This window comes from Sulfitobacter profundi (assembly GCF_042661425.1).
In the GTDB taxonomy this organism is placed as follows: domain Bacteria; phylum Pseudomonadota; class Alphaproteobacteria; order Rhodobacterales; family Rhodobacteraceae; genus Sulfitobacter; species Sulfitobacter profundi.
The window spans coordinates 1268965-1283295 of record NZ_JBHSWA010000001.1 but is presented as its reverse complement, the minus strand read 5'-3'; the positions used below and the strand labels follow the sequence as shown (position 1 = coordinate 1283295).

Sequence of the window (14331 nt, the reverse complement as noted above, 5' to 3'; positions counted from 1 at the left end):
TACGGGCAGGCGCGGGGCGGGGTTAGGGCCAGAATTGGCCTAGCCCTAGGGCCAGATTAGCGCAGGCGGTCGATCTCTTCGGCGATCAGGCCAACCCCTTCGCCGATCCGTGCCGCGGGGATGGAGGAATAGGCCAGCCGGTAGTAATTCGTGGCCCTCTCTTCGCCCGCGAAAAAGGCGTGGCCGGGTTCAACCAGAACGTCCCGCGCGCGCAGGTTTTCGGCCAGTTGCGCGGTATCGACGCTTTCGGGCGCGCGCATCCAGAAGGACGATCCGCCATAGGCACCCCGGCCGGAGACGCGCAGGCCGTGCGTCTCAAGCGCCTCTTCCATGACGCGGCGACGCTCATGCAAGGCCAGCCCCATGCGACGGATCTGGGCGTCGTAATGGCCCAGAGACAGGAAATAAGCGGCAGTGCGCTGGATATGCCCCGGCGGGTGGCGCAGGACCGAGGCGCGCAGCGCGCGGGCCTCACGGATGAACGGCTCAGACCCCACCAGATACCCCAGCCGCAGCCCCGGAAAGAGCGACTTGGAGAAGCTGCCGACATAGATCACCCGCCCCTCATCATCGAGCGACTTGAGCGCGGGCGAGGCGGGTTTGAGAAAGGACATCTCGAACTCATAGTCATCCTCGACGATCAGCGCCTCAAGCGCGCGGGCGCGGGCCAAAAGCGCACGGCGGCGATCCATCGGCATGGTCGCATTCGTCGGGCATTGGTGGCTGGGCGTGGTGAAAATCACATCCGTATCGGGGGGATCGCCTCAGGCGGGAGGCCGTCTTGATCAACGCGCACCGGGGTGATGTGGCAGCGGGACTGGCTCAGGATGCCGCTGAGCGCCGGATAGCACGGGTCTTCCAAAACGGCGCGGCGGCGTTGGGTCAGCAGCACCTGCGCTGTCAGCCAAAGCGCGTTCTGCGCGCCGAGGGTGATGAGGATCTGCTCGGGCCGGGCCGAGACGCCGCGCCGGGGCAGGATATGGCGGGCAATGAACTCGATCAGTTGCGGGTCGTCTTGGTCGTAGTAATCGGTCGTCATCGAGGTGAAGTCGCGTTGGCCCAAGGCTTGCAGCGCGCAGAGCCGCCAGTTGGCGTGGTCGAACAGCGTCGGGTCGGCTTGGCCGTAGATGAAAGGGTAGCGGTAGCTGGCCCAGTCCTGCGGTTTGGCGGCCAGCCCATTGGCGCTGAAGCGTTGGCCGATGGCGCGGGTCCAGTCGATGGCGTCATCGGCTTCGGCTTTGGGGGCAAAGGCTGGGGGCGCGGGGGCGTTGTCGGAAACGAAATACCCCGACCGCCCGCGCGAGGTGAGGTAGTCATTCGCCAAAAGTTCAGTATAGGCGATGGTGACCGTGATCCGGCTGACCCCAAGATGCGCCGCGAGCTTGCGGGTGGAGGGCAGCTTCTCACCCCGCTGGAACCGACCCGAGAGGATGCCTTGGGCGATCATCTGTTGGATCTGCTGTTGCAGGGTGCCTTGCGCATCGGGGCGCAGGAAAAAGGTTTCGACGGGCAGGGCCATGGGGCGAAGGTTAGGCTGGCCTTAGGGGAGTTCAATCTGGCATTACCGCCTGTCGAATTTACTTCGGCGCGTTGCCCGCACTTCCGTTCACCCGGCACCTCGCCTAAAAGTGTCGCATGAGCATCTCCGCCCCTCTTTTGATCGCCGTTGACGGCGGTGGCACCGGTTGCCGCGCCGCCATTGGCACGCAGCGTGATGGCATTCTTGGCCGTGCAACAGGGGGCGCGCCAATATCGGCAATGACCCGGACAGAGCGCTCGCAAACCTGCGCGGCGCGGTGGAAGCGGCAGCGGCCGAGGCGGGGCTGCCCCTCACGGCACTTAAGGACGCCACGGCGTTCATCGGGCTCGCGGGAATGAACGTCGCGCGGGACGAAGCGCGGCTGCGCGCGGCGCTGCCCTATGCCCGGATCCACGCCGACGATGACCGCCCCGCCTGCGTGGTCGGCGCGCTTGGCGAAGGCGTGGCGGGCTGGCTGCTGGCCATCGGCACGGGTACGATTGTGGCCGCGACCGACGGCACGGCGTATCGCTATGTCGGTAGCTGGGGGTTTCATCTGGCCGACCAAGGATCAGGCGCATGGCTGGGGCGGGGCGCGTTGGATTTTGCGTTGCAATGCCATGACCGTGTGCTGCCGCACAGCGACCTGACCCGCGCTTTGTTGGCGGATTTCGGCGATGATCCAGAGGCTCTCGTTTCCTTCAGCCTGACGGCGCAGCCCGGAGACTATGCGGCATTCGCGCCCAAGGTCATCGCGGCTGCCGAGGCTGGGGACCGCCACGCGCAGGCACTGATGCAAGAGGGGGCGGCCTACTACCTCCGCGCGTTGAAGGCGCTGGATTTCGCGCCCGGCGACCCGCTCTGCCTGCTGGGCGGGATTGGCCCGCATTACGCGCGTTACCTGCCAGAAGACCATCTGTCGGGGCTGATCGCGGCGCGCGGCACGGCGCTTGATGGGGCGTTTCATCTGGTCTGCAAGGCCGCAGCGGAAGAGGTTTTGCCATGAGCGAGATCGCGAGGGTTTTCACCGGGGCGGATATTCACGATGGAAAGCATCTGCACCACGGCAAGGTGCTGGCGCAGATGCAAGACGGCAGCCGCCGTATCCTTGCCTTTGAACAGGTGCCGCAGGGCGTGCCGACAGAGCGGCTGCAGGCGGGGGTGCTCTGCCCCGGTTTCGTCGATCTTCAGGTCAATGGCGGCGGCGGGGTGATGTTCAACGACAGCCCCGATGCGGCCACCCTGCGGCGCATGGCCAAGGCGCACCGCAGCACGGGTGTCGTGGCGCTTTTGCCCACCTTGATCACCGACACGCCCGATAAAACCGATGCGGCGATTGAGGCTGTCGCGGCTGCTATCGCCGAGGGGGTGCCGGGCATTATCGGGCTGCATCTGGAAGGCCCGCATCTGGCGCTATCGCGTAAGGGCGCGCATGACGGGGCGTTGATCCGCCCGATGGAGGGGGCGGATCTTGCCCTGATCCTGCGCGCCGCCGCGCTGCTGCCGAACCTTATGGTGACGGTCGCGCCGGAAAACACCAGCGCCGCGCAGATCGCCGCGATGGCCGAGGCCGGGGTCATCGTCTCGCTTGGCCATAGCGACGCGGATTACGAGACCTCTATGGCTGCTTTTGATGCGGGTGCCACTTGCGTCACGCATCTGTTCAACGCGATGAGCCAGATGGGCAACCGCGCGCCGGGATTGGTCGGGGCGGCGCTGGCGCGAGACGGGGTTCACGCGGGGCTGATTGCCGATGGCATCCATGTGCATCCCGCCAGCATGCGCAACGCGCTGGCGGCCAAGGGGAGGGGATTTTCCTCGTCAGTGATGCCATGGCGACGGCGGGCTCTGATATCGCGGGCTTCACGCTCAACGGGCGCGAGGTTTATCGCGCGGAGGGGCGGTTGACCTTGGCGGATGGTACCCTGGCGGGGGCGCACCTAGCGTTGGGCCGCGCGGTCCGCACGCTGATCCATGCGGTGGGAGAGCCGTTGGAGACCGCTTTGGCGCGGGCGATTTCGGGGCCGCTGGCACTGTTGCGCGATGACATGGGTCTGGGCCGGATCGAAAGCGCGGGCCAACCTTTGCTGCTGTTCGACCCCGAAAGCGGTGCGGTGGACCTGCTCGCCTAGCCTGCGACAAGCCGCCAGAAGAACACCGCGCTCATCCCAAAACCGATGGCGGCGATCAGCCCGCGCACGGTCTGTTTCGGCAAGGCCCGCGCCAGCGGCGCCCCGGCATAGCCCCCGCCGTGGCGGCCAGCATCATCATCAACGCCTGCGGCCATGCGACCAGCCCGGCCAAGGCAAAGACCGCCACGGAAATCGATGAGAGCACGAAGCTCAGCCCGTTCTTGAGCCCGTTCATCCCGTGCAGGTCGGTCATCCCCCAAAGCGCGAAGAGGGCCAGCAGAACGATACCCAAGCCCCCGTTGAAATAGCCGCCATAGACGCTGACCGCGAACAGGCCGAGCGTGCCTTCGGGTGTGACGGCGCGGGCATGGGACGCGGCAAAAGCGCGAATGCGGTCGCCCAGCAGGAAGGCCAGCGTCGCCGCGAGGAGCAAGAAGGGCACGACAACCGAAAAGGCCGCGTTGGACGAGACCAGCAGCAGGCCCGAGCCAACCACACCGCCCGCCAGCGTGATGAGGCTAAGCCGCAGCAACCGCTTGCGGTCAAAACCGCCCAATTCATCGCGAAAGCCGAAAGCCCCGGCAAGGTAGCCGGGAAACACCGCCACGGCACTGGTGGCATTGGCCGCCACAGGCGGCATCCCGGTAAAGACCAGCGCCGGAAAGGTCAGAAAGGTGCCGCCCCCGGCGATGGTGTTCAACACGCCCGCGCCAAAGGCCGCGATCAGCAAGATCGCGATATCGCTTAATGTGGTCATTGTCCCTCCCCACGCCATGCGGCGCTTGGAACCCTGTTAGGATCAAATCACGGCGATGCCAAGATGGGGGGAGGCACGAAAAAGGGCTCCGACCGATGGTCGAAGCCCCAATAGCGCGAAATCGCGCGATGTCAGCCGTTTATGGGCAAGCTGCGACGTAGCGCTGGCCGTTGGAGTTCTGGTACACACATTTGCCGGACTGAGTCTGGCCGATGTAGTTGCCAGCCGCCGCACCAGCGAGACCGCCGATGATTGCGCCTTGAACCTTGTCGTCACCGCCTGAAACAGCAGCACCTGTGGCTGCGCCGAGGGCTGCACCTGTCAGGGCGCCTTGGCTGGGCGTGGTGCCGTTACAGGCGGCAAGAGTGGCGACCAGCGGAACGGCGATAAGGAATTTCTTCATGTCTTTCTCCCAAGTTACTCATTTGCCAACGCGGGGGTTGGAAGAGGTTCCCGCGAAAGCGATGGATGTTAAGAAAAATTTTCAACGCGGGTGTGCGCGGCAATTTTCCATCTGTTGTCATGTTCGGGCAAGACAGAGGTTTAGATAGACGAAGGCGGCACCGGGTCAACCGATGCCGCCTGTCGCAGGCTTGAAAGCGCGGTTTTACGCCGAAGCGAAGACCCGGCCCAATGCGCCGTCTACCGCCGTGATAATTTCATCAATGTCATCGCGTGAGGCGATCAGCGCAGGCGAGAAACACAGCGTGTTGTTCTTGCCGGGCAGGGAGCGGTTGGTGGCCCCGATGATCACCCCTTGGGCCATGCAGTCGCCCACCACAGCTTGAATGCGCTTTTCTTCAACGGGATCGCGGCTGTCGCGGTCAGTGACCAGTTCGGCGCCCAAGAACAGCCCCTTGCCGCGCACATCGCCGATCACCTTATGTTTGTCGGCCAGCGCATGAAGCTGCTCCAGCATGTAGTGGCCCATGTTGGTGGTATTCTCCAACAGGTTCTCGCGTTCGATGATGTTCATATTCTCGATGCCCGCGGTCGGCCCCGCGGTGCAGCCACCAAAGGTCGAGATGTCGCGGAAGTAGTTCAGCGGATCGCTTGCATCGTCCTTGAACATGTCAAACACGGCATCGGTCGTGACCAGACAGGCGATGGCGGCATAGCCTGAGGCGACGCCCTTGGCCATGGTCACCATGTCTGGCTGGATGCCGTAGTGCTGATAGCCGAACCAAGTCCCGGTGCGGCCCACGCCGCAGACGACCTCATCGATATGCAGCAGGATGTCGTATTTGCGGCAAATCTCTTGCACCCGCTCCCAGTAGCCCTCGGGCGGGCAGATCACGCCGCCGCCTGCTGTCACCGGTTCGAGGCAAAGCGCGCCGACGGTTTCGGGGCCTTCGGCGAGGATCACCTTTTCGATCTGGTCCGCCGCCCAGGTGCCGTAGTTTTCCTGCGGCGCACCGTCCTGTTCGAAGCTGCGATATTCCAGACAATGCGGCACGCGCACGAAACCCGGCGCGAAGGGGCCGTATTGTGCGTTGCGCTCGTCTTGGCCACCTGCCGAGAGGCAGCCAATGGTGGTGCCGTGGTAATCGCGGTCGCGGTAGAGTATCTTGTGCTTCTTGCCGCCATAGCGTTTGTGCGCAATCTGGCGCACCATTTTGAAGGCTTTCTCATTCGCCTCGGAGCCGGAGTTGCAATAGTAGACGCGGTCTAGTCCCGGCATCTTGTCCAGCAGTTTCTCGGCGAAATGAGAGCCGGGGATCGAGCCGGCGGAACCGGCGAAATAGTTCAGCTTGATCAGTTGGTCGCGCACGGCATTGGCGATGCTTTCGCGGCCATAGCCGACGTTGACCGTCCAGACACCACCGGACACGGCATCAAGGTGCTCTTTGCCCTTTTGGTCCCAGACCCGCATGCCTTTGCCTTCGACAATGATGCGCGGGTCGGTCGTTTCATAGGGTTTGTGCTGGCTCAGGTGGTGCCAGATATGCGCGCGGTCGGCTTCGACAACGCGGGAGATGTCGTTCTCGTTGAAATTGCCGTCCATGAGGCAAACCTTTCTGTGCGAGTGGGCGAACCCACGAATGAAGCCCGCGCAGAGGCGGGGAATGTGCCTATCACATCACCGCGAAAGTTGCGCCACAAGTAGTGCCAGTTAGGTTTGTTCCTTAAGGCCAGCCGCCGGCGCAGATTTCTTTTAAAGAAATCGGGGCGGACTTTTTAAAAAGTCCGGGGCCTTAAACGAAAACGCCGGGGTGGTGCCCCGGCGTTCAAGTTTACTTCGATTTCGGGCCGCCCTTGCCGCCCTGCTTGCCGATCTTATTCGGCGGGGTGAAGCGTTTGGACGGGTCGGACGCCCGTTTGTAGGACTTCTCACCGCCCGGCGTGGTGGCCGAGGTTGTCGGCTTGCCCTTGCCTTTGCGCGGTGCATCGCCTGCGGGCTTTTCCTTTTTCCAAACGGCTTTCGCCTTGGGCTTGCCGGTTGTTTCGCCGCCAGACTTAGGCTTGGGCGTCGCACCGGGTTTCATCGGACTGCGTTCGGTCTTGTGCGACTTTGGCGGGCGTTCGCCCTTGGGCGCGCGCGGTTTGTCGAACTTGGCCTTGTCGTATTTCGGCTTGTCGAACGACGCCGCACCGGGGCCATCCGCCGCTTTGGCGCGGGGTTTGCGCGGGGCGGGGGCGGCATCGGGATCGTAGTTATCACGCGGCGGGCGCGGGCCACGGTCGCGATCACCCTTGTAGCCGCCACCCGGCTTGGGGCCACGGTTGCCGCCGGGTTTCGGACCACGGGCCAGATCGGGGGCTTTGTCGAGCTGCGTCAGCACCGCGCCTTCTTCCAGCTTCATGTCGCCGCCAAGTGCGCTCAGCAGACCGGGAACCGAGGTTTCCAGCACTTCGACAAAGCTGTGGCTGCCCTGCACACGGATCGCGCCGATGTCGTCTTTGGTCAGATCACCGCGACGGCAAAGCATCGGCAGCAGCGTGCGCGGCTCGGCCCCGTCGTTGCGGCCGGTCGAGATCGAGAACCAGACCGATTTGCCAAAGGCCGGGCGCGGTTTGTCGTCGCCGGGCGCACCGGGTTCTGCCAGTTCTTCCGGCGCGGATTGGCGCGCGCGGTAGAGGTTGACGAAAGCGGTGGCCAGTTGCTCGGCCGAGAATTGCTCGACCAGATTGGCGACAAACCCTTCGGCATCTTCCGGGATCGGGTCGGACCATGCGGGATCGGCCAGCAGGCGGGCTTCGTCTGCGGCATTCACTTCGGTGGCGGAGGGCGGTGCCGCCCATTCCACTTTCAGCTTCGCGCCGCCGATCAGACGGTTTGCTTTGCTGCGCAGTTTCGCAGGCACGATCAGGGCGGAAACGCCCTTGCGCCCGGCGCGGCCAGTACGGCCCGAGCGGTGCAGCAGCGTGTCGGAGTTGCTGGGCAGATCGGCGTGGATCACCAGTTCAAGGTTCGGCAAGTCGATGCCGCGTGCGGCGACATCCGTCGCAATACAAACGCGGGCCCGCCCGTCGCGCAGCGCTTGCAGCGCGTTGGTCCGCTCAGACTGCGTCAACTCACCCGACAGCGCCACGACCGAGAAACCCCGGTTGGTGAACCGTGTGGTCAGGCGCGCCACGGCGGCGCGGGTGTTGCAGAACACGATGGCGTTCTTGGCTTCATAGAAGCGCAGCACGTTGATGATCGCGTTTTCAGTGTCACGCGGGTGCACATTCAGCGCGCGGTATTCGATATCGCTGTGCTGTTTGGCTTCGCTCACCGTGGTGATGCGCTGCGCGTCGCGCTGGTAGGATTTCGCCAGTTTGGCAATCGCCGCAGGCACGGTGGCCGAGAACAGCAGCGTGCGGCGCTCTTCGGGGGATTCGGAGAGGATGAACTCAAGGTCTTCGCGGAAGCCGAGGTCGAGCATCTCATCCGCTTCGTCGAGCACCACGGCGCGGATCGCGTCGAGGTTGATGTTGTTGCGTTTGATGTGGTCACACAGACGGCCCGGCGTGGCGACGACGATATGTGCGCCCCGGTCCAGCGCGCGGCGCTCGGTCCGGGTGTCCATGCCGCCGACACAGGTGGTGACCACCGCGCCCGCTTTGCCATAAAGCCACGTCAGTTCGCGGCTGACCTGCATCGCCAATTCGCGTGTGGGCGCGATAATCAGCGCCAGCGGTGCGCCTGCTTGGCCGAAATGGGTATCGTCCCCCAAGAGTGTCGGCGCGATGGCGAGGCCAAAGCCCACCGTCTTGCCCGACCCGGTTTGGGCGGAAACCAGAAGGTCTTGGTCGTTCAGCGCGGGGTCTGTGACGGCCTCCTGTACGGCGGTAAGTGTTTCATAACCCTGTTGGGCAAGGGCATCGGCAATAGTCTGGATCACGAAGGCTGTCCTGTCTTGAACGTTTGTGCGGGGGCGGGCACGTGGGGTGCTACCAGCCACGGCAAAGGAATCCGACCGTCGGTAGAGGGTCGGGGATGGAATGTACATGGGGGTTTTTGGGCGAATTGTCACCCTTTTTACCTGTTTGGCGGGTTTGGAGGCCCGAATGGGCGGGGAAGTGCCATTTTAGCGCTGGTCCGATCCGCTCACATCTCGGTCAGGCCAATGGCGCGGCCGGGCGGCTTCGGTTAGCTATAACCCAAGCTGAAAGAGAGAGTGAGGCAATCTGGTGCAAAGCGATCTGCCCCTGACGCGAGATCTGGTGCTTGTAGGCGGCGGGCACGCCCATGCGCTGGTGCTGCGCAAATGGGGGATGGACCCGCTGCCCGGTGCGCGGCTAACGGTCATCAACCCCGGCCCCACCGCGCCCTATACCGGCATGCTGCCCGGTCATATCGCCGGGCACTACGGGCGGGATGAATTGGAGATCGACCTGATGCGCCTGTGCCGCCACGCCGGGGCGCGGCTGATCCTTGGGGCGGCGACGGGGATTGACCGCGCGGCCCGCGCGTTCACGGTCGAAGGGCACGGGGCCGTGGCCTATGACGTGGCCTCGATCGACATAGGGATCACGGCCAAGATGGACCTGCCGGGGTTTGCGCAATACGCGGTCGGGGCCAAGCCGCTTGATGTCTATGCCGCGCGCTGGCGTGATTTTCTGGCGGCGGTCAAGGCAGGAGAACAACCGCCCGAAGTGGCGGTGATCGGTGGCGGTGTGGCGGGCTGTGAGCTTGCCATGGCGATGGCCTTTGCTCTGCGTCAGGCGGGTGTGCAGCCTGCCGTGACGGTGGTGGAACATGGGCCAGACCTCTCTGGCATGGCGCCCCGGACCGCGGCGATGCTGCGGCGGCAGATGGCGAATTTGGGGGTGGCCCTTGCGCTTGATGCCAAGGTCACGCGCATCACCGATCGGCAGGTGATCCTGGCGGGTGGCCCGCCGATTTCGGCTGCGCTTTGTGTGGGCGCTGCGGGGGCGGTGCCGCATGGATGGCTCGGGCAAACCGATTTGCCGCTGCACGCCGGGTTTATCCGTGTCGGCGCGGATCTGGGGGTTGTGGATGATGCGGCACTCTTTGCCGTGGGCGATTGCGCGCATATGGAGGCCACGCCGCGCCCAAAGGCCGGGGTTTTTGCCGTGCGGGCAGCGCCGGTGCTGCATGACAACCTGCGCGCGGCGCTAGGCGGCGGGGCTCGGCGGGTGTTCAGGCCGCAGAAACATTACCTCAAGCTGGTCTCGCTCGGGGAGAAATCCGCCGTGGCCGAGCGGAACGGGCTGGCCCTTGGCGGGGCGCTGCTTTGGCAGTGGAAGGACCGCATTGATCGCAAGTTCATGGATCAGCTTGATGCCCTGCCCGAAATGAAGGGCAATGCGCTGTCGGTTCCGACGGCCTCGGGCGTGGAGGAGGCGCTGGCGGGCAAGCCGCTTTGTGGCGGTTGCGGCGCAAAGGTGGGCGGCGCGGTGCTGGGCGATCTTTTGGCAAAGGTGCAGGGGCCAATCTCCGGCGATGTCGTTACCGGGGCGGGGGATGATGCGGCGGTGCTGCGCCAACCGGGCGGTGGTTTTCAGGTGATGAGCACGGATCACCTGCGCGGCTTCATCGAAGACCCGGCGCTGATGACGCGGATCGCAGCGGTCCACGCCTTGGGCGATGTCTGGGCCATGGGGGCCAAGCCGCAGGTGGCGCTGAGTTCGATCATCCTGCCGCGCATGTCGCCCGCATTGCAGGCCCGCACGTTGCGAGAGATCGCGGCGGCCGCGCAAGATGTAATGGCGGCGGCAGGGGCGCAGATTGTCGGCGGCCACACGACCATGGGCGCGGAACTGACCATCGGGTTTACGGTCACCGGCACGCGGGAGGACATGCCCATCGGTGTCGGCGGCGCGCAGCCGGGGGATGTGTTGATGCTGACCCGGCCCATCGGGTCTGGCGTGATCCTTGCCGGGCATATGGCAGGCAGTGCGCCGGGGCGGGTGGTGGCCAAAGCGCTCGGGCTCATGGCGACACCGCAGGCGCGGGAGGCGTCGATTTTGGGTGGTGCCCATGCGATGACGGATGTGACGGGCTTTGGCTTGGCGGGTCATGTGCAGGCGATTTGCCGCGCCTCGGGGCTGGCGGCAGAACTTTGGGGCGCGGCGGTGCCGCTCTATCCCGGCGCGCAGGCGCTGTCGGATCAGGGGGTGGCATCATCGCTGTTGTCGGTCAATCAGGCCGATGCTCCGATAGAGGCCGCAGGCCCGGTGAACCCGCTTTTCCACGACCCCCAGACTGCCGGGGGCTGCTGGCGGCCTTGCCAAAGAGAGCGGCGGAAGCGGCGCAGGCACGGCTAGAGGCTGCGGGTCTGACGGGCCATATCATCGGACGGCTGGAGGCCGGTGCCCCCTCTATGCGCCTGACGTAAACCGGGTGATCAGCGCGGCGGCGGTCTCGGCCAAGGAGGTATCGTCGAGTCTGTCGAGCGTCAGCCGCTCTATCGGCGCGGGATTGCGGCTGGCGGCTTTGGTATAGCGCGGGTCGTAGTGTTGGCCGATCAGCCCTTCGGCAAGCATGGCCCAATCGCCCGCGCGGGCTTGGGTTTGCCATGCCGCGATGGTCTCTGCGCTGTGATAGGGGCGCAGCCTGTCGATGCGGTCATCCAGCAAAGCAGGGTCCGTCGTCAGGTCGTCATAGGCCCGACAGAGAAAATCCGCCCGCGCGGCGAGCGGGGCGGCGATCTCAACCCGCGGAGCTGCGCGCATCGCGGCCCAGAGGGCGGGGGCAGGGTGATGTTACCGATCTTGCTGCTTTCCGCTTCGACCCAGGTTACCTGCGCCGGGTCGAGCGGCGTGAGGGCTTGGGCCAGACGGGATTCAAACATTTTCTGATGCGGTTGGCCGCCGTCCACCGCGCCAAACAGCGACCCGCGATGTTGTGCCAGCCCTTCGAGGTCAAGCACCTGCGCGCCTGCCTTTGCCAGATGGTGCAGCAGCCGCGTCTTGGCCGTGCCGGTGCCGCCTTCGATCAACATCAGCCGGTGCGGCATGGGCGTGTCGTAGAGCGCCGCGACCACCAACCGCCGATAGCTGCGATAGCCACCGCGCAGCAGTTGCACGCGCCAGCCGACCTGATCAAGGATCGTAGAAAATGCGCCCGACCGCTGCCCGCCGCGCCAGCAATAGACCAGCGGCTGCCAACTGCCGCCTTTGTCTGCCAGTGCCGTTTGCAAATGGTGGCCCGTGTTCTGCGCCACCAGCGCCCCACCGATCTTGCGGGCGTCAAAAGGGCTGACTTGTTTGTAGATGGTGCCGACCTCGGCCCGCTGGGCATCCGACAGCACGGGCAGATTGATCGCGCCGGGCAGATGATCCTCGGCAAACTCCATTGGGGCACGCACGTCGATGATGGTATCAACGTCGAGCGTGGCGAGGTCCGACAGGGCGGTGAGGGTGCAGGGGGTCATCTGAGGTGTCCGGCAAAGACCCCACGCCCTATGGCAGGGCGCGGGGCGATGGCTTAGGCTTTGGCCGCGATCACCAGCACTTCGACCAGATATTCTGGCGTGGCGAGTTTGGATTCGCCACAGGCGCGGGCGGGGGCGTTGCCTTCGGGCACCCAAGCATCCCAAACGGCGTTCATCGCCGCGAAATCGGCCATGTCGGCCAGCCAGATGGTCGATTGCAGGATGCGGGTCTTGTCGCTGCCGACCTCGGCCAGCAGGGCGTCGACCTTATCAAGGCAATCTTGGGTTTGCTGGGCCACATCCGCACCTGCCGTGCCGACCTGACCGGCAAGGTAGATCACTTCGCCATGCTCGACAATTTGGCTCATGCGGGTGTTGGTGTGATGGCGTTTGATCTCGGTCATTCTGTCTCTCCTTTGACGTTGCAAAACTTGTGGCAGCTTTGCGTGGGGGAGGCCAGATCAAAGCCTGCGGGTCAGGCCTTCTCAGCCTTTCCGCCTGCTTCTGGGCCGCCCTCTTTTGGGCCGCCTGCTTTTTCCCAACCGCCAAAACCGTCCTTTAGGTGCGCCGCGTCAAAGCCCATGTCTTGCAGTGTCGCGACCGAGATGGCCGAGCGCCAGCCCGAGGCGCAGTGAAAGACGAATTTCTTGTCTTGGGCAAAGACCTCTTTGAAATAAGGGCTGTCGGGGTCGACCCAAAACTCCAACATGCCGCGTGGGCAGTGGAACGCACCGGGGATGAACCCGGTGCGCTCGCGTTCGCGGGGATCACGCAGGTCGACGAATTGCACGTTTTCGTCGTCCAGCATGGCGATGGCCTCAATGCTGTCGATCTCTTCGATCCGGGCACGGGCCTCAGAGACCATTTGGGCGGCGGTTTTCTTGAGGGCCATCGGGGTCTTCTCCTTACAGTTGGTTCAGCAGATCAGGCGTGGGCCAGCCATCGACGGGCATGCCTAGTCGTTTCTGTTCGGCGCGCACGGCGGCGCGGGTGCCAGAGCCGAGGATGCCATCCACATCGCCCACGTCATAGCCCATGGATTGCAATTTGCGCTGAAGTGTCTTCATCGCGTCGCCGCTAAGCCCCGGTTGCGGATTGCCTGCGTCGAAAACCTGTGCGCCTTCCAGCCGTGTGGCAAAATAGGCGGCGGTCATGACGTAGGTAAAGCTCTGGTTCCATTCGAAATAGACCCTAAAATTCGGGTAGGCGATGAAGGCTGGCCCGCCGCGCCCTTGTGGCAGCAGGACCGAGGCGGTCAGCCCCTCGGCCAGCGGCCCGTTGCGGGGGGACACGCCCATCGCTTGCCATTCGCTAACGGGTTTGGTGGTCTCCAGCCCGCTTTGCGACCAGTCGAAGTCTTGCGGTAAGGTGACTTCGGCCAGCCAAGGCTCACCCGCCCGCCAGCCGAGGCTTTGTAGCATTTTGGCGCCCGACAGCAGCGCATCAGGGGCAGAGGTTTTCAGCGAGACTTCGCCGTCGCCGTCGCCATCCACACCGTTTTCGATGATGTCGCGGGGCAGCATTTGTACCATGCCGATTTCGCCCGCCCATGCGCCGGTGGTGGTGGCAGGGTCGAATTCTCCGCGCTCGAAAAGCTCCAACGCCGCGAAAAGCTGTGGGCGGAACAATTCAGGACGGCGGCAGTCATGGGCTAGCGTGGCCAGCGCGTTGGCGGTGTTAAAGTCGCCTTGGATCGCGCCGTAATCCGTCTCAAACGCCCAGAAGGCCAGCAGCACGCCACGGCTGACGCCATACTCGGCTTCAACCCGGTCAAAGACCGCGTCGTATTTCTCGGCCATGGCGCGGCCCCGGTTGATCCGGTTTTCCGAGATCAAGTGGCGCGAAAATTCGATGAAGGGCCTTTGAAACACCCCCTGCGCCTGATCGGCGCGCAGCACGGCGGGGTCTTGGCGCAGACCTGCAAAAAACTGATCGGCAGTGGCGGGGTCGGCGCCATTCGCCACGGCTTCGGCTTTGGCATCGGCGATGAAGCTGGAGAAATCACCGCCACAGGCCGTTTGCGCAAAGGCGGTGGCGGGAAGGGTGAGGGCCGCAAGGGTGGCGGCTAGAAAAGTGGGGCGCATGGATATCCTCATA

9 protein-coding genes and 3 pseudogenes are annotated in these 14331 nt (G+C 64.5%); 3 read left to right on the top strand and 9 right to left on the bottom strand.

The window, feature by feature from the left end; genetic code table 11:
• Positions 1-56: 56 nt before the first annotated feature.
• Positions 57-1519 (bottom strand): annotated as a pseudogene (gene pdxR / locus ACFQAU_RS06820) (MocR-like pyridoxine biosynthesis transcription factor PdxR).
• 232 nt (positions 1520-1751) lie between these two features.
• On the opposite strand from pdxR, the gene ACFQAU_RS06815 reads away from it, so the two are divergent.
• Together ACFQAU_RS06815 and nagA are read left to right on the top strand one after the other, a co-directional pair.
• Entirely contained in the window at positions 1752-2525 is a 774-nt protein-coding gene (locus ACFQAU_RS06815; protein ID WP_386283836.1) for a glucosamine kinase nucleotide-binding domain-containing protein, read from the top strand.
• Positions 2522-3651: pseudogene (gene nagA, locus ACFQAU_RS06810) on the top strand (N-acetylglucosamine-6-phosphate deacetylase). The gene ACFQAU_RS06815 and the pseudogene nagA overlap by 4 nt, the downstream one beginning before the upstream one ends.
• A 55-nt stretch (positions 3652-3706) precedes the next feature.
• Here the strand turns inward: nagA and ACFQAU_RS06800 are convergent.
• From ACFQAU_RS06800 to ACFQAU_RS06785, 4 genes are all read right to left on the bottom strand, one after another.
• Entirely contained in the window at positions 3707-4408 is a 702-nt protein-coding gene (locus ACFQAU_RS06800; RefSeq protein WP_386281332.1) for a sulfite exporter TauE/SafE family protein, read from the bottom strand.
• 139 nt (positions 4409-4547) lie between these two features.
• Complete coding sequence (locus ACFQAU_RS06795) at positions 4548-4811, bottom strand: glycine zipper 2TM domain-containing protein (RefSeq protein ID WP_067631066.1); 264 nt, start codon at positions 4809-4811, stop codon at positions 4548-4550.
• Between the two features lie 204 nt (positions 4812-5015).
• Positions 5016-6413 carry an aminotransferase family protein gene (locus tag ACFQAU_RS06790; protein ID WP_132443830.1) on the bottom strand — a complete coding sequence of 466 codons (1398 nt, stop codon included), beginning with the start codon at positions 6411-6413 and terminating at the stop codon, positions 5016-5018.
• Between the two features lie 229 nt (positions 6414-6642).
• Positions 6643-8736, bottom strand: a complete 2094-nt coding sequence (locus tag ACFQAU_RS06785; protein ID WP_132443829.1) for a DEAD/DEAH box helicase — start codon at positions 8734-8736, stop codon at positions 6643-6645.
• A gap of 289 nt (positions 8737-9025) precedes the next feature.
• Here ACFQAU_RS06785 and selD point away from each other — a divergent pair, with 289 nt between their 5' ends.
• Positions 9026-11125 carry a selenide, water dikinase SelD gene (gene selD, locus ACFQAU_RS06780; protein ID WP_386281327.1) on the top strand — a complete coding sequence of 700 codons (2100 nt, stop codon included), beginning with the start codon at positions 9026-9028 and terminating at the stop codon, positions 11123-11125.
• Positions 11126-11179: 54 nt separating this feature from the next.
• On the opposite strand, the pseudogene mnmH reads toward selD, so the two are convergent.
• The 4 genes and pseudogenes from mnmH to ACFQAU_RS06760 all read right to left on the bottom strand — a co-directional run bounded on the left by mnmH (position 11180) and on the right by ACFQAU_RS06760 (position 14318).
• Positions 11180-12234, bottom strand: a pseudogene (gene mnmH, locus ACFQAU_RS06775) (tRNA 2-selenouridine(34) synthase MnmH).
• Between the two features lie 53 nt (positions 12235-12287).
• Complete coding sequence (locus ACFQAU_RS06770; RefSeq protein ID WP_067627636.1) at positions 12288-12638, bottom strand: RidA family protein; 351 nt, start codon at positions 12636-12638, stop codon at positions 12288-12290.
• A 71-nt stretch (positions 12639-12709) separates the two neighbouring features.
• Positions 12710-13126 (bottom strand): rhodanese-like domain-containing protein, encoded by a 417-nt coding sequence (locus ACFQAU_RS06765; protein ID WP_120351984.1) that lies wholly within the window; start codon positions 13124-13126, stop codon positions 12710-12712.
• A gap of 13 nt (positions 13127-13139) precedes the next feature.
• On the bottom strand, positions 13140-14318 hold the full coding sequence (locus ACFQAU_RS06760; protein ID WP_132443826.1) for a lytic murein transglycosylase: 1179 nt from the start codon (positions 14316-14318) through the stop codon (positions 13140-13142).
• Between the last annotated feature and the right edge of the window lie 13 nt (positions 14319-14331).

What these genes read in the sequence shown, in the direction of transcription:
- ACFQAU_RS06790 (WP_132443830.1), bottom strand. Translation starts at nt 6,413, where the DNA reads ATGGACGGCAATTTCAACGAGAACGACATCTCCCGCGTTGTCGAAGCC.
- ACFQAU_RS06760 (WP_132443826.1), bottom strand. Translation starts at nt 14,318, where the DNA reads ATGCGCCCCACTTTTCTAGCCGCCACCCTTGCGGCCCTCACCCTTCCC.
- ACFQAU_RS06800 (WP_386281332.1), bottom strand. Translation starts at nt 4,408, where the DNA reads ATGACCACATTAAGCGATATCGCGATCTTGCTGATCGCGGCCTTTGGC.
- ACFQAU_RS06765 (WP_120351984.1), bottom strand. Translation starts at nt 13,126, where the DNA reads ATGGCCCTCAAGAAAACCGCCGCCCAAATGGTCTCTGAGGCCCGTGCC.
- ACFQAU_RS06770 (WP_067627636.1), bottom strand. Translation starts at nt 12,638, where the DNA reads ATGACCGAGATCAAACGCCATCACACCAACACCCGCATGAGCCAAATT.
- ACFQAU_RS06795 (WP_067631066.1), bottom strand. Translation starts at nt 4,811, where the DNA reads ATGAAGAAATTCCTTATCGCCGTTCCGCTGGTCGCCACTCTTGCCGCC.